This is a genomic window from Enterococcus sp. DIV1537a, assembly GCF_051712085.1.
Lineage (GTDB): Bacteria > Bacillota > Bacilli > Lactobacillales > Enterococcaceae > Enterococcus > Enterococcus faecalis.
This window is the reverse complement of record NZ_JBIOOE010000001.1, coordinates 241628-259875: the sequence shown is the minus strand read 5'-3', so window position 1 is coordinate 259875 and position 18248 is coordinate 241628. Positions and strand designations below refer to the sequence as shown.

Here is an 18248-nt window from a genome sequence, read left to right as displayed (position 1 = left end):
CGCCCCCTATTCAGTTTTTAGTTAAACATGTCATCGTCGTTGTCTTCTTCGTCATCCCAATCCAAGTCGCCGAAGTCAGATTCTGCATTAGCACGGCCTCCTAAGAAGTCACCTTTACATGTTGTTAAAATATTATTTAAACCAGCGGTAACCCCTTTGTTTCCTGCTGTGCTATAAGCGTAAAAGTTAATTGAAGCAATTGCATAAACACCAGAGTAGACTTCGTCTGGATCATCCGTTTTTACAAGCATGCCGTCTTCACGTTTTACAACTTGTGGTTTCGTTTTACTTGATACATTGATAAACATTGCGTTTTCAAACTCTGGGCGTTCTTCAGTATCCATTTCTTCATCGCCATCGCGCAGTGTCGTTTTTAAACGGTCAAATTTAACGCCTTTAAGTTTGTCGCTTTTAGCGCCTTCGTATGCAGTTTTAATCGCTGCTTTCATTGCTTTAATGGTTTCTTTGTCTTCTTTTGGAATAATCAACATTGCAGAATATTTTTTCTCTTGTCCTTCTTCCATTGCGTGAGGTTCTAACACGTGCACAAAACTTAATCTCACTTTGTTTGTAATTACTTTCGTTCCGTTTACTTTTGCCATTTTAAATTCCTACTTTCGTTTTTTTTAGTTAAATAATTCGTCTTCTTCTAAATCATTTGTTGAATTAGAAGTTTGTTCTTTAAAATACTGTTTAATGTCTGAGCTGATTTGTTCTTTCATCTCTAAAATAGATTCTTTATAGGTTTTTACGTCCATAGTCTGCGTTTCATCAAGAATTGAGGAGTTAGTGACCAGTGAAGCTAAAGCCGCTTCAATCGTACTAAAATACCCTTTAAATAAATCTTTAGCGCCATTGGATACATAAAGACCTACGTTGCGCGTATCTTCTCTTGTGATATAGTAGCCTTTACCAGCAAAAATCACAGGCTTTGCTTGATATTCTTTTTGAGACAATTTACTCCATCCCTTCAAAATCACTGAGCGCATTCTCTACGCTGTTTAGTGCGGGGCGTTTATCTGTTTCAGCAACTAACACCGGCTTGCCTTCTGGCTTGATGATGAACTCCGAAGCTATTTCCGCAAATTTTTTCTTTCCGACAACTTTCTCTAATTGCCCGATGGCTTTCAATTCCTGCGGTTTTAAGATGTCTTCATCCTCAAACCCTTCGGCTTCTAAGACCATTAACAGCCCTTCTACATCTGAAACTTTCCGATTACTACGCCCAGCTACTACTTTCCAACCTGGGAACTCTTCGCCTTCATCTCGTGCTTTTTGTAAAGCATACGTTTCGACATGTTCCAGCCATTTTTTAATCTCTGGCGCACGTTCTAAGATCTCGGCGATTTCCTCATTAGTTAAAAGAGGTGCTTCTTTCAGTTCGTACTTATCGACTAGCTGAAAATTCTTTTCTGCACGTGGTCTTAGTTGGGCGCGAACTTTTGAAAACTTCACCACGTCATCGGTGATTTTCCATTCTCCTGTACCCTCCCAAGCCTGAACGGCTCGAGGCGCCACGTAGTTATCTGCCCAGTACAATAATTCTTCTTTTTCAATTTCAAAGGTAGAAATGTTATCCAAACGGGGTTGAATAATCGTCATCCGCACCGTTTCAAACTCGTAGATAATGTCATACTTATCCACTGCACCAAGTGCGTATAACATAAGCTGCGGATTTAAATACGCATCAACAGGAACACCTTTTCCATATTTTAGATCGATAATCTCAATCGTCTTATCAGACAAAACAACTACGTCAGAAGTTCCAAAGCCTTCTGGGACCCATTTTGTAAAGTCAACCCGTTGTTCTAACTCGACAGAGGCATTTTCGTATTGGTTGACCCGCTCTTCTACTAAGTCGCAATAGAGAGAAACGTAATCTTCCATCGATTGATCATAGTAGCTATTTGTTTCCTTAAATAGTTTTAACCGAGAGTTTACCGCTTTGGCAGTTAGTAACTTAAATCGCTTTAACAGTTGCAACTCTGCTAACTCATGCGCAGCTGTTCCTTCTTCTGCAAAAGAACTACCGCGATCTTTTATTTTTTCTTCTAAGCGTGCCAACGGCGGACATACTAACCACCGATGGGCACTACTTGCCCCTAACAGGGCGTGATTTCCTACTGGCATACTTATTCACCTGCTAACGTTTCTAAGTCAGTGATAAATTTGCCGTAATGCTCTTCTTTCAAATCTGAAAGTTTTTCCGCATTGTAGCGACCAAAGCACATTTTAATTCGATCACGATTGCCGTTTGCCATTGCTTTTTTCATGGCAGCTTGCACATCCGCTTTTGTGGCCTCTGGGTGTAAATCGGCTGTTGCTGATACTTCTTCCGTTTCTGAATCTGTTTCAGTAGGCGCGACTTTCTCCCCAGTTTTCGATGGTTCGGTGTCTGAGGTTGAGACCGTAGAGGCTTCTTCTTTCTTCTTCGTAGTGGCTTTTTTCTTTTTTGCAGGCTCTTTTTTCGCTACTTTTTCTGCAGTTTCTACAACCTTTTCAGTTGTCACATTTGCAGGCTGCGTAACTTCTACAACGTTTCCCGTTGCTAATTGAGATAGAATTTCTTTCAATTCTGTTACTGATTCGGCTTCAATGTTTAGATTAATTTTTGACATATTAAATTTCTCCCCTTTATCTGGTTCTAATTTGAGCAATTAGCCCTTCAAATTGTCCTTCTGCTTTAAAGACCACTGGTCTATAAGCCTTTTCAGAAATGCATAACTGTACTGGTGCTGTGCTGCAATCTGCAATAAAATCAGTGATATATTTCAAATAGGTACTGTTAACGAACAATTCAATTCCGCTATAGTCGCCTGTTGGAAAATCAAACAGTTTGAAACTAGCACTAGCTTCATCACTTTCTATTTTTAGCTTTTTATCGTCAGCAGATACCGTGACAGTCGTATTCTTGTCTAAACCTTTTAAGAATTTAGAAATTTTTGCTGCTTCGTCCCCAGTTAAAAGCCAAGTGCTTTGAAAATTGGAAGGGAATAAACGATTTGTTTCTGGATATGAGCCGTTGATTTCCCGAAGCTCTTTCGGGTGCATGATTAGCTCATGTCGTGGCTGTACGTGATTTAATAGTCGCAGTAAGATATGACTGTTTGTCGCTTCGATATGACCTTCTTTAGTAATATGAAACGCTGCTAAAACAGGTCTACTAGCATCACCTACAAAATTTAATAAATGACGATACGTGTTTTGCGGTTTTAATTTCATTGTGTTACACTTCCTTTGTATAGAATATTTATTTAATGGCTTACTTCGTTGGCGGACGAGGTAGGCTCTTGTTTTTGTTCGCAGCTATTTAAGGTATAATCCTCTAACTCATTTATTTTGTCTTGTAATAGACCGTGTAACCCGTTCAAATGGTCTGAAAATCTTGCAGCTTCACAAGCTAATTTCCAAGCAGCACCCTCTTCATTTCTTTCATAAGCTATAGAAAGGTTTGCTAGCTTGCTGAGGTATTCACCGATAAAAAATTGTAAAGTTTGAATTTCAACTAAGGTACTTTCTGCATCGATTCTATCCATTTGTATCAGCTCCTTTTTCTGCTTCGGCGAAGTCTAAAATCTGGTTAGTGAGTTTATTTAACCTACTATTGATGTTTTCTAGGTTGTCGCTAATATTCGCCATCCCTTTCTCGGTACCAAAAAGGCTATAAAACAATAAGTCTCTGTCATCTCGATTTGCTGTTTTCGTATGCATTAAGTTAATACAACTGATGTAGTTCAAAACTATATCGATCGTAGTTGTTAGCACATCTATTTCATAAGCTACTGTTGTTAATTCTTCACCCTTGTTTTCCATGAATGCTCCTCCTCAAACTTTTTATATTTTGCTTCGTCGTAGCCCATAAACCATAAAACAGCTAACGGAACAACCACCAAGGTCATCATACCGATTGCGAAGTTAGTTTTGGCAATAGCACCTAAAACGAAAGCCAATAATAACGATCCTGAAATTCTCGCTTTATAGATACTTTTCAACTTATTCATCCCCTTCCAACTGTTCTATCGCTACCTGCACTCCTCGCATTTTGTTTATGCATTCTTGTAACTTTTCTAACCGCTTTAGAGGCGTGTCCAAAGACTTGTCTGAAATTAAATAGTCTACGTGTTGTACACGGCTCTCTTTAATATATGTCCAAGTTTGTTTACCTCCGCTATAGCATTGTACAAAGATGCTCACCTGTGGATCCTCTGAATTCATAAAGTAGCCTGTCATTCCGTCTGCTGTTTCTAATATTGATTCACCAATAAATTCCTCAATACTGTTAAAACGGTACGTAACAATCTCGCTAGGTGTCATATCTTCTTGATAAAGTTCCAAAGATCTTTCTAAATCATCAAGCAAATAGTCCTGCTTTGAATACAATTCTTCTAAATTAGTTTCTTTTGTTTCCATCTAATACCCTCCTAATATAAAAGCCATACTTCTATAATGAACTTTATTTTATTTTAGTAACATTTCTTTTCCTGTAGCGATTTTTATCCATCCAACGAACAAACTCATCAAACACATCTAGCTCAATTAAAACAATTTTATGCGTTGGATGAATTACCCCTGAAGCGAACCGTGGAGTATCTTGCATCACAGCCAGCCATTTTTCCAAACTGGATTTAGTAATCGAGTACATTTTTTGTACGACGGCTTTGTTTCCGTATTTAATTACGGCACGATCTGGATTCTGTTCTACAGCTTTTAAATCGATTCGAACTGGTTTCGGCATTAATTTTCCACCCTCCTTACGTAAATTCCAACAATGTCAGGCTTAACGTTTCAATAGTTTAATATCAAGGATTTCTTCTATTTGCTTTAAACGATCAATAGGTTTACGATTTTCAAGCAAAATATCTTGCAAATACGCCATCGAAATCCCCATACGACGCGCTAATTCTCGCTGGCTCCACTCCTTTTTGATTAGTTCAATTTGTACTTTCTGTTTCAAAGACACTGGTATTCACCTCTTTCTAAATTGACAATAGTCAATTATTTTTATCAAAACTATTGACACAAGATTGACAATAGTACATAATGTAAGCATACGAAATACAGCACACAAAAAGCGAGCTTTACTCATGTCCGGGAAGACTATTCAGTTTACGCTTATGTTTTTTGTATGCCGTAAATATCTTGCTTACAAAACATAGTATAATTGACGATAATCAATTTGTCAACGAAATAATGTATAATAGTCAATTATTTTTTGTTTTTTGAGCCGAAGGGTTGATATTATGCTATTAGATAGGGTTAAATTATTGGCAAACGAGAGGAAACTTACTGTTGCCGAACTAGAAAGAAAGTTGGATTTTGCACAGGGAAGCATAAGCAAGTGGGCAAAGCAATCTCCTTCTAGTGAAAGATTGCAGAAAGTAGCTGACTTCTTCGATGTTAGTGCAGACTTTTTATTAGGTCGCACAGATAAACGACGTTATTATGATTTAACAGAAAAAGATGAAAAGAATATCGCAGAAGAACTTGAAGAAATGATAAAAGATTTAAAAAACGCAGGTGCCTTATCGTTTTCCAAAGAAACATCTGAAATTGAAAAGGAAACACACGAACTATTAATTGCTTCGCTCGAAAATTCTCTAAGAATAGCAAAAATAGAAGCGAAAAAACGATATACACCGAAAAAATATCGCAATTAATAAGGAGTTGTTCCCTTTGAATTTACCCAGTATAGACAAAAGAGTAAAAAAGTTGGTAGAAAATTACGAGACGCGCAATCCTTACAAAATTGCGAATAGCTTAGGTATCATTGTCATAGAAGAAGATTTAGGCGAAATTATGGGATTTTACAATAAGTTAAAGAAGATTAAAATGATTCATATTAACTCTTCTTTAAGCGAACAAAAAAAAATAGTTACCTGTTCGCACGAATTAGGACACAGCCTTCTACATCCTGATGAAAACACCCCTATGCTTTCCGAAGATACAATTGTTTCCGAATTGAAAATAGAGAAAGAAGCAAATTATTTTGCTACTATTTTAGCAATCGACGACAGTCATAAAGATTATGGATTATCATGTAAGTATGAAATATTACAGTATTACGGATTACCTGATTCATTTGAGCGTTTTATATAAAAGAGAAGCCCGTGCGTGAACACGGACTCCTAATCTCAACAAAATTTTATACTACAATTATTATAACAGAAAGAGGAGATAAAATGGCAAAAAAAGTAGTAGGAGAAGACGGAAAAACTTATACAATGAAGGAGAAAAAACCAATTTATAAAAAAATTTGGTTTTGGGTCTTAATAGTTATTCTTTTAATTATCATAGGTGGGTCACTTGGTGGAAACGATAAAAAAACTTCATCTAACGGAGGCGAAAAAGTAAGCAAGTCTTCTGAAGCTAAAGATTCTTCACAAAAAAATAGTGATAAAAAAGAAGAGACGAATTTTTATAAAGTCGGAGATACGGTTAAAGTTGGGGATACCGAATACACTCTAACAGGAGTTGAGCTTACCGATGAAAGAAACGAGTATGCCGATTCACAACCTGCACAAGTTGTTAAAATCACATACGTTGTTAAAAATAACGGGAAATCTGATATCCCAGTGGGTATGGATGTAGAAGTGTATGGTTCAGATAATAAAAAATCTGAAACCTATGCAAATGATAATACAATGGGATCTGTTGCCCCAGGAAAAGAAATGGACTGTGTCGCTCATTTCGGTTTAAACCAAACAGGCGAAATTGAAATTCACTTTAGTCCGTTAGTATCTTTTGAAAAAGCAGCTAAATATAAGGTTACTATTTAATATTATGCAAATAAAAATACGCCCTCTCCCCGACCAAAGTTTGAGTGGCGTATCTGACAAATAAACACAAAGGCTTATTTAATGCTATTATATCAAAAAATAAGCCTCATTACGAGGTTTTTATACGTCTTCAAAAAGAACATAAGTTCCCATAAAAGGAGAGTTGAACGTGTGGGTAGAAGAGAAAAAGGATAAAAAAGGAAATATCACATACCAATATCGCGAAAGATACACCGACCCTCGGACCGGTAAAACACAAAAAGTCACCACGACTTTAGCAAAAAATACTAAACAAGCTGAGAATGCAGCACGTCGCGAGCTAGAAATAAAAATACAAAAGATACTGGCCGACTACGAAGAAGAGAAGCATCTAGAAAATTTAATTGAAAACGAAGGCGTAATACCAAATGATAAAACGTTGGAAGATATGATAAAAGAATGGTTTGATTATATTCAGGATCCAAAATCAAAAGAACGTAAAAAAGGTTCCACGCTCTCGGGATATAGCTATGGCATTGATTCACTCTTAAATGAGTTCTTAGTAATAGAAAAAGATAAGAGAATGCAGGATTTAACCTTTGATGATATACAAGCGTTTTATGATCGTATGATTTTTGACTTTGAATATCAAAAATCCTATATAAAAAGATTCCGTGCGATTATTCGCGGTGCATTTACTCTTGCCTATAAGAAAAGATACATTAAAAATCTTGATGCGATCAATCTTTCTAAAATAGTAACGCCTGCAAAAACAGTAGACGATCTTATTCATGAGCAAGTACCTAGATATTTAGAAAAAGCCGAGGCTGAACAAATATTTCAAGTTTTAAATAAACACAACCCGCTTTATAAGCAACTGCTCGAACTACAATTTCACACTGGTATGCGTTTCGGTGAATTGATTGCTTTAGAATCAAAAAACTTTCACGATGGATTTTTGTTAGATATTCACGGAACTTACGATCATGCAACACGTAGCCACACCCGAGGACAAAAAGTCCCACCAAAAACAAGGAAATCATTTCGTACTATTGAGTTGGGCGATGCTGCAGTACAAATTATAAAAGACCGCATGTATCATAACCACTTCATAAAAAATAAAAGCTCTGATTTTTTATTCGTGACGTCAAATGATCGTCCTTACGATTTAGGCACAATTAATGGTTTTATTGCTAGCTACCAAATTGAATTTAACACATCCACAAAAGTTAGCACGCATGTGTTCAGACACACCCATATAAGTATGCTAGCTGAAAAAAGTATACCTATCCAAGTGATTATGGATCGTGTCGGGCATGAGGACAGAGAGACAACCGAAAAAATATACATGCATGTCACCAAGAAACAAAAAACAGACTTGGTTAAGACCCTAAACGAGTTATAACCAAATCTTGCCCTTTTTTCAGTTTTAATTATTTTTGCCCTTTTTATGCCCTTTTTCCAAAAAGAAAGGCTGTATCCCTTGCTACGCAAGGGCTCCCATTGGATCCCAAGGTGCCAAAACAGTTGGCGCTTGTTCCCAAGCTTTTTTCTGTTCATCAGTTAATAAATCTTTGTGCACAACAATTTGATAAGTGTATTCGTCCATCCACGCATCGCTCATGACGAAGAAGCCATTTTCACCGACTTTTTCGCCCCAGCTATTTTCCACTTTCCATTTTGTTGTTTGACCATCAACGATATCAACACCTGTTAAAACCATGGCGTGTGTCATTAAGCTTTCACCAAAGTCTAAACGTTCTGCTTTAGTCATCGTAAAATCAATATCAAAAAGATCGTTCATATCGTAAACGTCTAATGCCATAATTCCTGTGTCACGTGTTGAAGATTGTCCGACATCACAACCAAACCAAACAGATTCGCCTTGTTCCAATTGTGCAGCAGCTAATTTTTTGAAAGCAGCCATTTCTACATTTAAATATTTAACTTCTTTGCCGCCGACAACATTCCCTAACATTTCAACAGTGTATGTTTTGTTGAAGGGTTTATCTTCTGTAGGAGCATTAATAATACTTACATAATCATGTAAATTAACGCCAACGTATTTTTCAAAGAATGTTTGCGGTGTTAGATTTTGATCCAAATGATAATTTTTTTCTTCGTCACGGTATTCAAAATCAAAGGTTTCTGGCGGTGTTCCTAAAGAGATTGCTAAGAAATTATAAATTTCTTGTAACATTGCTTCTTTGTTTTTTTGGACTTCTTCAGCAGAAGCGCCTTTTTCAATTAAACTACGTAAAATTGTTGCATCTTTGCGTAATTTTTTATTTAAATAGTTGTTTAAATCACGTGAATTGGAACTGTTGCTGCTTTCAGGCATTGCCGTTTTAGGCACTACGCCATATTTATCAAAAATTGAAACGATCATATCCCATTGCCCACCATCTTGTTGTGGTGTCGCTAATAAAAAGGCCACTTTACGACTAGTCAACGGTTGATCGGCTGTTGCAATAATATTTTCATAGAAATAGTTTGATTTTTCATATTTATCCCAGAAAAATGTATAGTTTTGTGATAATTCAAAATCTTTTAATTGAAACGCATTTAACATTCTATGTCTAAATGTATTTAATGCCGCAAACATCCAGCAGCGACCGCTTTGTTTTTGATTGGCCACTTTTCCAGTAGCTAAGTCGACTGAAAAGACGGGTACGTTATTCACGGCTCCTTGTACAGATTCACCTGAAGCGCTGATACCATTTTTTACTACACTACGTTGTAAGGCATTTTGTTTATTATTGTTCAAGAAATCTTGATGGAATTTCTCTGTTAATTTTGGTTCAATTGCTGTCATATTTTCATCGTCCTTTCATTTTACGTTCTTCTTCATTATATGCTTCTCTTTAAACAGAAACAACCATTTACTCTAAATTCCTTGCTTTCCAACTCTTTTTGTATTATGATATATAATACAGATAACACAAATAAGACAGGAGTGATTCGATGCTTTTAGAAATAGATGAACAAAGCGAACAGCCCATCTATCAGCAACTCATTGATCAAATCATTGTAGGCATTGCCAAAGGTGAACTGGTTCCCAATGAAAGTTTGCCTTCTATCCGACAATTGGCGGACGAAATCGGGGTCAATATGATGACTGTTTCAAAAGCTTATAATAAGTTAAAGCAATCAGGTTATATTGTGACTGACCGTCGTAACGGCACCAAAATTGCCGCAAAGTTACCTGCTACCGCTGTTTGGCAACAGCAATTGCATGAGCGTTTAGAACTTCTGTTGGCTGAAAGTTTTTTACATCAGCAATCCGAAGCAGAAATCCAAGCACTTATTCAGAAAATTTATCAAAATTTTGATTCGAAAGGGCGTGCATTATAATGGCGGTATTCTTTTATTTCATCCTAGTTTCTGTCGCTTTTTTTATGGCATTTACTATGGGGATTTATGCAAATCCTCACAAAAATATTATTTTGGAAAACACTTTACCAGAAGATAAACTACAAGATCCCAGCGTTCAAGCAATCCGAAAACGTTATAAAAAACGCTTGGTTCAACTAGCAGCCGTTTTTAGTGTTCTTAGTTTACCTTTGTTATTTATTCCTTATGATTCGATTTTATTGTTCCTTTTTCTGTTACTTTTATTTAGTTTTATTGGCAGTGGCTACTATCTGCAAATCGTTTATATTCGCAAAATGGCCGCTTTAAAAATGCAAAACGGCTGGTTGCTACCTAAGCGTCCTCTCTTAATCGATACGCAATTAGTTTTAAATAAAAACCAGAAACTTATTTCATTTTGGTGGTTTTTACCTGCAATTATTCTTACTTTTGCTGGGGGCTTTTATTCCTTGCAAACGGCGATTGGTTCCTGGATTCTTTTCTTAATTACTGTTTTGATGTTAAGTTTGTTCATTGGCGGCTATTATTTTATTGCGCGCTTACCTGTCAAACCGCTAACTAGTGACTCAAAAATTAATCAGCAAATCAATGATTTATTTCGTCATCATTGGTCTGTTTTAATGGTTTTATCAGCCTTAGTTTTTGCACCGCTAACCATTTTACCAACTTTCACAATTGTAATTGATTATACGGTTGCGATGGCTCTTACTTTTTGTTATTTTATTCTTTTGTTTGTTTATGTAGGCTTTCTCTTCTACTACCTATTTTCAATGCGCAAAAAACAAGATCAATTCGTTTTACAGGCTGGCGATTATCGCTATGGGGATGATGATCAATATTGGCGGTATGGGATTTATATCAATCCAAAGGACCCCAAAATCATGGTTCCTGATCGCATTGGTATGAATTTATCTATTAACCTAGGACGGCCTGCTGGGAAAATTATTCTAGCCGCTACTGGCATTTTAACGATTGCGGTGCTGTTCTTTGCCACAGTGCCGATGTTTATAAATGATTTTTCTAGTCATGCCTTTCAAGCAACTATTGAAAATAAACAAATTGAGTTATCTGCCCCATTAGCAAAAACAAGGTCAATTCCTTTTAACCAAATCACTGCTGTTTCTTTGATTGATGACTTACCTCAAGAACGCATCCGCACAATGGGTGCTGCGACAGATAGTTACTTAACAGGAGAATTTAAAGTCGCTGGAAAACCTGCTTATTTACTAATTTATACAAAAAGTCATCCGATTATGAAAATAGAAACGCGGGAAAAAGTTTATTATTATACTGCGCGTGAGGGTCAAGAAACGACTAAGATTTATCAGGAAATCAAAGCAAAGCTTCCATAACAAAAAAACAGGGCCTACTCATGATGGTAGGCCCTGTTTTTTTGTTATTCGCTGACAACCTTAAATTTTGTATCTGCCAACGTGGTATTCAGTTCATCCTGGCTTACTTCACGATCTGCTGTCACAACGGCTGTTTGATCTGCCAAGTGAACCGCAACATTCGTTACGCCGTCAATTCCACTAAATTTTTCAGTGACCGCTTGAACACAGCCATCACATTTCATCCCATCAATTTTTACTGTTTTTTCCATTTCACTTCATCCTTTTCAATTTTATTTTTGACTTCCACTAGTTTTTTTCACCGTCGAAGGTTTAAATCCTTTCAATCGTAAGGCGTTTAGTAAGACAGAGACTGAACTAAAACTCATAGCTGCTGCTGCAATCATCGGACTTAACAAAGGTCCACCAAATAAGTGTAACACACCCATAGCCACTGGAATACCTAATGTATTATAGGCAAATGCCCAGAAAAGATTTTCTTTGATGTTTTTGATGGTCGCTTTACTTAATTCAACTGCTGTAGGCACATCCATTAAATCACTACGCATTAGCACAATATCGGCCGATTCCATTGCAACATCTGTGCCTGAACCAATAGCAATCCCCACATCCGCTTGGGCAAGTGCTGGTGCATCATTAATACCGTCACCCACCATCGCAACTTTTTTGCCTTCTGCTTGTAGTTTTTTCACTTCTAACGCTTTATCTTCTGGTAAAACTTCACTTAAGACACGATCGATACCTACTTGTTTCGCAATCGCCTCTGCAGTACGCTTGTTGTCTCCCGTAATCATCACGGCTTCGATCCCCATTTTATGCAAACGTGCAATGGCTGTTTGACTGCTATCCTTCACAGTATCTGCTACCGCAATGATACCCGCAAACGAACCATCTTTTGCCACAAACATTGGGGTTTTCCCTTCTTCTGCCAAACGATCCGCTTGTTGAACAAACGTTGATAGCTCGATGGCCTCTTCTTTCATTAATTTTATATTGCCCAAAAGTAGGACTCGTTCGTTGACTGTCACACGGATGCCGTGACCTGGAATCGCTGAAAAATCGCTTCCTTCTGCTAATGGCAATTGACGTTCTTTAGCCGCCCCCACAATTGCTTCACCTAGAGGATGTTCTGATCCTTGTTCTGCAGAAGCTGCTAATGTTAGTAACTCAGCTTCTGAAAGTGCTGAATCAGCAACTAAAATATCCGTAACCACCGGTTTGCCTTCTGTAATAGTTCCTGTTTTATCAAACACGATTGTTTGAATTTTGTGAGTGGTTTCTAAAGCATCCCCACTTTTAATTAAAACGCCATTTTCAGCGCCCTTACCTGTCCCCACCATAATCGCAGTCGGCGTTGCCAAGCCGAGCGCACAAGGACAAGCAATCACTAACACAGAAATGGTAATTGTCAAAGCGAAAATCCATGACTCTTGTCCTAAAAAGAACCAAGCCAAGCCAGAAAGAACAGCCAAACCAATAACGATTGGGACAAAAACACCCGAAATTTTATCAGCTAATTGTGCAATCGGCGCTTTTGAGCCTTGCGCATCTTCCACTAATTGAATGATTTGGGCAAGGGCCGTCTCTTTTCCCACTTTTGTCGCCTTGAATTGAAAGCTGCCATTTTTATTGATGCTAGCACCAATTACTGCATCACCGACTTTCTTTTCAACAGGCAAACTTTCGCCCGTTAACATGGCTTCATCCACAGAACTACTGCCTGAAACAATCACTCCATCAACAGGGATTTTATCTCCTGGGCGAACAATCACAATGTCATCCAACTGAACAGCATCAACTGGCACTTCAATTTCTGCGCCATCACGTAAAATATGAGCAGTTTTCGGCGCCAAACCCATTAATTTTTTTATCGCATCTGAGGTTTTCCCTTTTGAAACAGCTTCGAAATATTTTCCTAATGTAATTAAAGTTAAAATAACACCCGCTGATTCATAATAAAGAGCCATTGTAAAACTTGTATCTCCTAAGAATATCATGACTGTGCCATATAAACTATACACAAAAGCAGCACTGGTTCCTAAAGCTACCAAAGAAAACATATTCGGATGCCCTTTAAATAATGCTTTAAAACCAACTGTGAAAAATTCTCTGCCGACATATAGAACGGGTAACGTCAAAATCAATTGAACCATTGCAAAGGTCGTCGCATGTGTCATTGGATTCAAAAAATCCGGCAATGGTAAGCCTACCATATGTCCCATCGCAATATAAAGAAGGGGTACTGTAAACACCGCTGAGATCCAAAAACGTTGCCACATCTCAGCAATATGTTTTTGTTTCTTTTCACGATCTTGGTCCGCTGTTGCACCTGCAGCGACTTCTTCTGTCGCTTGATAACCTGCATCCGTAACTGCTTTGATAATTTCAGCACTCGTTACTTGATGGTCGTCATAACTAACCACCAGTTTTTCCGTGGCTAAATTAACAATCGCTTGTTGAACACCAGATAATTGGTTCACAGCTTTTTCAATCGTTTGGGCACAGGAAGCACAACTCATTCCTTCAATCGCAAACGTTCGTTGCTGGGCTGGGCTAATCGCCTTGTAGCCAGCATCTGACACAGCTTCCTTAATTTCTTCTTCTGTGACTTCCGTCTGATCATACGTGACACTTAATTTTTCCGTAGCTAAATTGACACTTGCCTTTGCCATCCCAGGTAACTTCGTCGTAGCCTTTTCAATCGTTTGGGCACAGGAAGCACAGCTCATCCCTTCAATATCAAACGTTTTACTTTCCATTTTTTTCACTCCTTTTTAAATTAAATGACATTGGCATTGACCAGGAATACAGTTGCAAGGGACGGATTCAACCGCCGTCTTGCGCTTCTCTTTCAAGAGTTCCTCTAATCGATCCAAATCGTCATAACTCAACTGACTCTCTGTTAAAATTGTTTCTACCACGGAACCAACTTTACGGCTGCACACCTTAGCTAAAAGTTCGTCTGCCACCGTTTCAACGCTCCGACGTTCTTCTACTAGCGGATAATAAATATATTTATTGCCTGCTTTCTCCGTTCCAACTAACCCTTTATCTGTTAAACGACTTAGTAACGTCTTGACGGTCGTTGATTTCCATTCTTTCTTCTCATTTAAAAGTGTATGCACTTCACGACTCGTGGTCTTGCCTTGGGTCCAAATAACCCGCATGACTTCCCACTCTGCATCTGTAATTGTCGCTAATTTATCTTTTGCCATACTCGTTAAATTCCTCCTTCATCAATAAAAAAGAGTTCAAGGTTATCGACTACAAACGTAGTCGTTTATCTTGAACTCATCATATAGCTATTTTATTTTTTTGTCAACAACTTCTGCTCATCTTTTTTTATTGCAACGCAGATTCTTGTTTTTTAACAAAGTATTTCAATAAGAACGGTGCAACTAAGGTCGTTAAGATAATTACCACAATCATGCTCGTATAATACGCTTCTGAAAGTAATTTAGATTGGTAGCCAATTTGCGCAATGATTAATGCCATTTCCCCACGCGAAACCATCCCAGCACCGACCATTAAAGAACTTGTATTGGAGAAACCAACCATTTTCGCTCCCCAGGCGCCGCCCAGTAATTTCGTTAAAATCGCCATAATCGTCATTACCAAAATAAAAGGTAAATCTTTTCCTAACGTGTTAAATGTCACTGATAAGCCAATGCTGGCAAAGAAGACGGGAATAAACACGGCATAGCCAATAGCTTCAATATTGAAATCAATTTCTGTTTTTGCATCCGTTTGTCCCACAGCAATCCCTGCAAAAAAGGCACCTACGACAGAACTTAAACCAACTAAATCAGCCAAATAAGCCATGCCCAAACAGATAATCAATGACATGATAATAACAGACGACCCAATGTTCATTTTTTGACTTAAACGTAGTAAATAGGGAGCGATAAAGCGGACCAAAAAGAAAATCCCAATAAAGAATAAGCCTTGTTCAATTAACTTAACAATAAAGCTGACTTCTGTATTGCCGCCTGTACTTGCACCAATCATGCCGACAGCGACACTTAAAATAATCACGACCACGATATCGTCAACGACGGAAGCCCCAAGAATCGTTGCACCTTCTTTACTACTTAAAACATTCAACTCTCTTAATACTTCTACTGAAATGCTGACCGACGTTGCTGCTAAAACTAACCCAAGGAAAAAAGCTTCTTTCCAAGAAAAAGCAAACAGCTGACCAATCAACATAGTAAAACCAACCGGTAAAACGATGCCCAAAATAGCGACCATGACACTAGGTTTCGCATATTTTTTCAATAATTCCAATTCACATTCCATTCCAGCAATAAACATCAGCATAATGACACCAATTTCTGAAAAGTCATGCACAAACACATCTTGATGCACAATATTTAACATCGCTGGACCTAACACAATCCCTACTAGCAATTGCCCAATTACTGCAGGAATTCCTACTCTTTTACAAGCAACACCTGCTAAAGTCGTTGTAATTAAAATCAAACATAAAATACCTAAAAATTCCATTCTATTTCCCTCTTTCTCTATTAACCAATCATCACTGATTCTTTTGGATATTGAACTTTCGACTGACTTTCCAAGCCTTTCTTAATTAATGACAATAACACCGTGTACACACCCACACGACCGACGAACATTAGAAAAATAATCACCAGTTTACCAAAAACAGTTAAATCTGGTGTTAACCCCATTGTTAAACCAACCGTTCCAAATGCAGAAATCACTTCAAAAACAATATACTCAATCCCGTTTTTTAAAGGTAATGTTTCTGTAAACGAGAGAATAACCGAAGCAGTTACACATAAAAAAGTTGCCAAGAAGAACAAAGTAAACGCTTGGAGCACTACTCGCTCAGGAATTGTGCGTTCATGGAATTCCACTCGCTGTTTCCCTTTAAAAATTGCACGAAATTGTAAAAATAACACACCAAACGTAGTGGTTTTCAAGCCGCCAGCGGTTGATCCTGAAGTGCCACCAATAAACATCCACAAAATCGTGACAATCAGGCCTGGATTACTCATTTTCAAATAATCAACTGAATAAAAGCCAGCCGTTCTTGGTGTAACCGACAAGAACCAACTGTTGACAAGACGCTGCCAAAAAGACATGTCAGCTGGAAAATGGCGATATTCCGAAATGTAAAAAATAACGGTCCCTAAGACTAAAAAGGTGGCGGTCACCGTTAAAGCAAGGCGTGTATGAATACTAACACGGTGCTTAATTTTATTTTTATAACCTTTAATCATTGCAAAAATATCGCGCCACACAATAAATCCTAAGCCACCAGCTATAATTAAAAAGCTAATGACTAGTAAAAGATAAGGCGAATTTTGATAAGGAACCATACTATCCCCTAGCAAATCAAAGCCAGCATTACAAAATGCCGAAACGGCATGGAAGAGACTAAAAAACATCCCTTTTTTCCACCCAAATGTTGGCACAAATTGAAAGGACAACAAGAAGGCTCCAAGTAATTGAATAATGGCCGCAAACTTCATAATATATTTCATTAAACGAAAAACTCCGGAAACTTCACTAACATTTAAAGCTTCTTGATACAACATCCGTACACTTAGTGACGCTTTTTTCCGCAGCAAACTAAAGAAAATCGTGGCAACGGTTAAAAAGCCTAAGCCGCCTAATTCAATCAAAATCATAATAATAACTTGCCCGATAGGACTCCAATGTTCCGCCGTATTCAAAGGCGAAAGCCCTGTAACACAGACGGCGGAAGTTGCCACGAAAAAAGCATCAATCCATTGCGTTTTTTGTCCAGCTTGTGCAGAAAAAGGCATCATTAATAAGATTGTGCCTACAACAATTAATAGAAAAAAGCCTAAGACAATTGTTTGAACAGGTGAAATATACAACCTTCTTTTGATCTGATGTTTCATTTTTTTCTCCTCTACCATTTCTTTGTCAATCAAAAACAACACAAACGGCTAGACAACTGTTGCTTTGTTCCTCTCGCCCTATGAGAAACTCAAAACCTTGAAAGCAACTTGCCCAACCGAATAATTATTTTTTAATTTTTGTTTTCACGTTGATAAATCGAATAAACCAACTCATTTTTTTGATAAACCTGTTTTAAACGAACTGGGATTGATTGATCCATTGTCTCGTATAGAGCAATGCCCTCACCCAGAAACAGTGGTATTGTCGTCAAAATGAAGGTATCAATTAAATCAGCTGCCAAAAGCGGTTGAACCACTTTCGGGCCTCCAACAATCCAAATTCCCGCGCCGTCTTCTTCTTTGATACGACGAATTAATGTGACGGGATCTTCCTTTGTAAAAGTTCTTGAAGCAGTTGATGGTTCTGGATGAGAGGTAATGATATAAGAATGCTTGTCTTCATAAAAATACACATCTGGGGACAATTCTTGTGTCACTTGATCATAAGTAGTCCGCCCCATTACCACAGTGTCTATTTTTTCATACATTTCATCGTAACTACGATCTTCTTCATCGCCACGAATATTCTCTTCTAACCAAGCAACACCGCCCGCTTTGTCCGCAATGAAACCATCAATACTCGCTGCAATAAATAAAATTACTTCCCGTGCCACATCAACGCCTCCTTTTCTCTTCTTATCTATTTTAGCTTGTTTTCACAAAAAACTCTAGGGGTGCGCATTGTTATTTTTAAAAGAAAAAAGAGAAAAACTAGGATAATTGGGCTACTTTTTGTAAAATAGGAAATAAGAAACTTTTTATTGAGTTATTTTACATTTTTTTCAAGAAAAATAAGAATTGGTTTATTTGATTTA

At 37.7% G+C, this 18248-nt stretch carries 24 protein-coding genes; 6 read left to right on the top strand and 18 right to left on the bottom strand.

Annotation, left to right across the window (positions count from 1 at the left end):
• Positions 1-17: 17 nt before the first annotated feature.
• From IGJ41_RS01410 to IGJ41_RS01360, 11 genes are read right to left on the bottom strand one after another with little or no spacing between them, the layout of a single operon-like run.
• Entirely contained in the window at positions 18-602 is a 585-nt protein-coding gene (locus IGJ41_RS01410) for a DUF2815 family protein (RefSeq protein ID WP_320564296.1), read from the bottom strand.
• A gap of 24 nt (positions 603-626) precedes the next feature.
• A complete protein-coding gene (locus IGJ41_RS01405; RefSeq protein ID WP_438713699.1) occupies positions 627-989 on the bottom strand; it encodes a hypothetical protein in 363 nt (120 codons plus the stop codon).
• Positions 958-2130: a DUF2800 domain-containing protein gene (locus tag IGJ41_RS01400; RefSeq protein ID WP_438713697.1), complete on the bottom strand. Its 1173-nt coding sequence runs from the start codon at positions 2128-2130 to the stop codon at positions 958-960. The genes IGJ41_RS01405 and IGJ41_RS01400 overlap by 32 nt, the downstream gene beginning before the upstream one ends.
• Positions 2131-2132: 2 nt before the next feature.
• On the bottom strand, positions 2133-2618 hold the full coding sequence (locus IGJ41_RS01395; protein WP_438713695.1) for a hypothetical protein: 486 nt from the start codon (positions 2616-2618) through the stop codon (positions 2133-2135).
• A 16-nt stretch (positions 2619-2634) separates the two neighbouring features.
• The gene (locus IGJ41_RS01390; protein ID WP_438713693.1) at positions 2635-3222 is read right to left on the bottom strand and encodes a hypothetical protein; all 588 of its coding nucleotides are present in this window, start codon (positions 3220-3222) and stop codon (positions 2635-2637) included.
• 32 nt (positions 3223-3254) lie between these two features.
• Positions 3255-3536: a hypothetical protein gene (locus tag IGJ41_RS01385; RefSeq protein ID WP_438713691.1), complete on the bottom strand. Its 282-nt coding sequence runs from the start codon at positions 3534-3536 to the stop codon at positions 3255-3257.
• A complete protein-coding gene (locus IGJ41_RS01380) occupies positions 3529-3813 on the bottom strand; it encodes a hypothetical protein (RefSeq protein WP_438713689.1) in 285 nt (94 codons plus the stop codon). The genes IGJ41_RS01385 and IGJ41_RS01380 overlap by 8 nt, the downstream gene beginning before the upstream one ends.
• Positions 3789-3992: a hypothetical protein gene (locus IGJ41_RS01375; protein WP_438713687.1), complete on the bottom strand. Its 204-nt coding sequence runs from the start codon at positions 3990-3992 to the stop codon at positions 3789-3791. The genes IGJ41_RS01380 and IGJ41_RS01375 overlap by 25 nt, the downstream gene beginning before the upstream one ends.
• Position 3993: 1 nt before the next feature.
• Positions 3994-4410 carry a hypothetical protein gene (locus IGJ41_RS01370; protein ID WP_438713685.1) on the bottom strand — a complete coding sequence of 139 codons (417 nt, stop codon included), beginning with the start codon at positions 4408-4410 and terminating at the stop codon, positions 3994-3996.
• A 43-nt stretch (positions 4411-4453) separates the two neighbouring features.
• On the bottom strand, positions 4454-4735 hold the full coding sequence (locus tag IGJ41_RS01365; protein WP_438713683.1) for an excisionase: 282 nt from the start codon (positions 4733-4735) through the stop codon (positions 4454-4456).
• 42 nt (positions 4736-4777) lie between these two features.
• Complete coding sequence (locus tag IGJ41_RS01360) at positions 4778-4960, bottom strand: helix-turn-helix domain-containing protein (RefSeq protein WP_438713681.1); 183 nt, start codon at positions 4958-4960, stop codon at positions 4778-4780.
• A gap of 280 nt (positions 4961-5240) precedes the next feature.
• Here IGJ41_RS01360 and IGJ41_RS01355 point away from each other — a divergent pair, with 280 nt between their 5' ends.
• The 4 genes from IGJ41_RS01355 to IGJ41_RS01340 all read left to right on the top strand — a co-directional run bounded on the left by IGJ41_RS01355 (position 5241) and on the right by IGJ41_RS01340 (position 8160).
• Positions 5241-5657, top strand: coding sequence for a helix-turn-helix domain-containing protein (locus IGJ41_RS01355; protein WP_438713678.1), 417 nt, complete (start codon positions 5241-5243; stop codon positions 5655-5657).
• Positions 5658-5673: 16 nt separating this feature from the next.
• Positions 5674-6096: an ImmA/IrrE family metallo-endopeptidase gene (locus tag IGJ41_RS01350; protein ID WP_438713676.1), complete on the top strand. Its 423-nt coding sequence runs from the start codon at positions 5674-5676 to the stop codon at positions 6094-6096.
• Between the two features lie 83 nt (positions 6097-6179).
• Positions 6180-6776, top strand: coding sequence for a DUF5067 domain-containing protein (locus IGJ41_RS01345; RefSeq protein ID WP_438713674.1), 597 nt, complete (start codon positions 6180-6182; stop codon positions 6774-6776).
• Between the two features lie 169 nt (positions 6777-6945).
• Positions 6946-8160, top strand: a complete 1215-nt coding sequence (locus IGJ41_RS01340; RefSeq protein ID WP_438713672.1) for a tyrosine-type recombinase/integrase — start codon at positions 6946-6948, stop codon at positions 8158-8160.
• 81 nt (positions 8161-8241) lie between these two features.
• Here IGJ41_RS01340 and IGJ41_RS01335 read toward each other — a convergent pair whose 3' ends face one another.
• Entirely contained in the window at positions 8242-9570 is a 1329-nt protein-coding gene (locus IGJ41_RS01335; protein WP_002358357.1) for an aminopeptidase C, read from the bottom strand.
• A 149-nt stretch (positions 9571-9719) separates the two neighbouring features.
• On the opposite strand from IGJ41_RS01335, the gene IGJ41_RS01330 reads away from it, so the two are divergent.
• Both IGJ41_RS01330 and IGJ41_RS01325 read left to right on the top strand, forming a co-directional pair.
• Positions 9720-10109 (top strand): GntR family transcriptional regulator, encoded by a 390-nt coding sequence (locus tag IGJ41_RS01330; protein WP_002358356.1) that lies wholly within the window; start codon positions 9720-9722, stop codon positions 10107-10109.
• A complete protein-coding gene (locus IGJ41_RS01325) occupies positions 10109-11479 on the top strand; it encodes a DUF5808 domain-containing protein (protein ID WP_425142625.1) in 1371 nt (456 codons plus the stop codon). Before IGJ41_RS01330 ends, IGJ41_RS01325 begins: the two co-directional genes overlap by 1 nt.
• Positions 11480-11523: 44 nt before the next feature.
• On the opposite strand, the gene IGJ41_RS01320 is transcribed toward IGJ41_RS01325, so the two are convergent.
• The 6 genes from IGJ41_RS01320 to IGJ41_RS01295 form a co-directional block, all read right to left on the bottom strand.
• A complete protein-coding gene (locus IGJ41_RS01320) occupies positions 11524-11730 on the bottom strand; it encodes a heavy-metal-associated domain-containing protein (protein WP_002355215.1) in 207 nt (68 codons plus the stop codon).
• A gap of 21 nt (positions 11731-11751) precedes the next feature.
• Positions 11752-14238 carry a heavy metal translocating P-type ATPase gene (locus IGJ41_RS01315; RefSeq protein ID WP_153854333.1) on the bottom strand — a complete coding sequence of 829 codons (2487 nt, stop codon included), beginning with the start codon at positions 14236-14238 and terminating at the stop codon, positions 11752-11754.
• Between the two features lie 15 nt (positions 14239-14253).
• On the bottom strand, positions 14254-14694 hold the full coding sequence (locus IGJ41_RS01310; protein ID WP_002358353.1) for a CopY/TcrY family copper transport repressor: 441 nt from the start codon (positions 14692-14694) through the stop codon (positions 14254-14256).
• 127 nt (positions 14695-14821) lie between these two features.
• Positions 14822-15985 carry a cation:proton antiporter gene (locus IGJ41_RS01305; RefSeq protein ID WP_002355211.1) on the bottom strand — a complete coding sequence of 388 codons (1164 nt, stop codon included), beginning with the start codon at positions 15983-15985 and terminating at the stop codon, positions 14822-14824.
• Positions 15986-16005: 20 nt separating this feature from the next.
• A complete protein-coding gene (locus IGJ41_RS01300; RefSeq protein WP_002362943.1) occupies positions 16006-17373 on the bottom strand; it encodes a TrkH family potassium uptake protein in 1368 nt (455 codons plus the stop codon).
• A 131-nt stretch (positions 17374-17504) separates the two neighbouring features.
• Positions 17505-18047: a dihydrofolate reductase family protein gene (locus IGJ41_RS01295; RefSeq protein ID WP_002419241.1), complete on the bottom strand. Its 543-nt coding sequence runs from the start codon at positions 18045-18047 to the stop codon at positions 17505-17507.
• Positions 18048-18248: the final 201 nt, after the last annotated feature.

Excerpts from the sequence above, each read along its gene's own strand:
- IGJ41_RS01410 (WP_320564296.1), bottom strand. The coding sequence starts at position 602 with ATGGCAAAAGTAAACGGAACGAAAGTAATTACAAACAAAGTGAGATTA.
- IGJ41_RS01405 (WP_438713699.1), bottom strand. The coding sequence starts at position 989 with ATGCGCTCAGTGATTTTGAAGGGATGGAGTAAATTGTCTCAAAAAGAA.
- IGJ41_RS01400 (WP_438713697.1), bottom strand. The coding sequence starts at position 2,130 with ATGCCAGTAGGAAATCACGCCCTGTTAGGGGCAAGTAGTGCCCATCGG.
- IGJ41_RS01395 (WP_438713695.1), bottom strand. The coding sequence starts at position 2,618 with ATGTCAAAAATTAATCTAAACATTGAAGCCGAATCAGTAACAGAATTG.
- IGJ41_RS01390 (WP_438713693.1), bottom strand. The coding sequence starts at position 3,222 with ATGAAATTAAAACCGCAAAACACGTATCGTCATTTATTAAATTTTGTA.
- IGJ41_RS01385 (WP_438713691.1), bottom strand. The coding sequence starts at position 3,536 with ATGGATAGAATCGATGCAGAAAGTACCTTAGTTGAAATTCAAACTTTA.
- IGJ41_RS01380 (WP_438713689.1), bottom strand. The coding sequence starts at position 3,813 with ATGGAAAACAAGGGTGAAGAATTAACAACAGTAGCTTATGAAATAGAT.
- IGJ41_RS01370 (WP_438713685.1), bottom strand. The coding sequence starts at position 4,410 with ATGGAAACAAAAGAAACTAATTTAGAAGAATTGTATTCAAAGCAGGAC.
- IGJ41_RS01365 (WP_438713683.1), bottom strand. The coding sequence starts at position 4,735 with ATGCCGAAACCAGTTCGAATCGATTTAAAAGCTGTAGAACAGAATCCA.
- IGJ41_RS01355 (WP_438713678.1), top strand. The coding sequence starts at position 5,241 with ATGCTATTAGATAGGGTTAAATTATTGGCAAACGAGAGGAAACTTACT.
- IGJ41_RS01345 (WP_438713674.1), top strand. The coding sequence starts at position 6,180 with ATGGCAAAAAAAGTAGTAGGAGAAGACGGAAAAACTTATACAATGAAG.
- IGJ41_RS01335 (WP_002358357.1), bottom strand. The coding sequence starts at position 9,570 with ATGACAGCAATTGAACCAAAATTAACAGAGAAATTCCATCAAGATTTC.
- IGJ41_RS01330 (WP_002358356.1), top strand. The coding sequence starts at position 9,720 with ATGCTTTTAGAAATAGATGAACAAAGCGAACAGCCCATCTATCAGCAA.
- IGJ41_RS01325 (WP_425142625.1), top strand. The coding sequence starts at position 10,109 with ATGGCGGTATTCTTTTATTTCATCCTAGTTTCTGTCGCTTTTTTTATG.
- IGJ41_RS01320 (WP_002355215.1), bottom strand. The coding sequence starts at position 11,730 with ATGGAAAAAACAGTAAAAATTGATGGGATGAAATGTGATGGCTGTGTT.
- IGJ41_RS01315 (WP_153854333.1), bottom strand. The coding sequence starts at position 14,238 with ATGGAAAGTAAAACGTTTGATATTGAAGGGATGAGCTGTGCTTCCTGT.
- IGJ41_RS01310 (WP_002358353.1), bottom strand. The coding sequence starts at position 14,694 with ATGGCAAAAGATAAATTAGCGACAATTACAGATGCAGAGTGGGAAGTC.
- IGJ41_RS01305 (WP_002355211.1), bottom strand. The coding sequence starts at position 15,985 with ATGGAATTTTTAGGTATTTTATGTTTGATTTTAATTACAACGACTTTA.
- IGJ41_RS01300 (WP_002362943.1), bottom strand. The coding sequence starts at position 17,373 with ATGAAACATCAGATCAAAAGAAGGTTGTATATTTCACCTGTTCAAACA.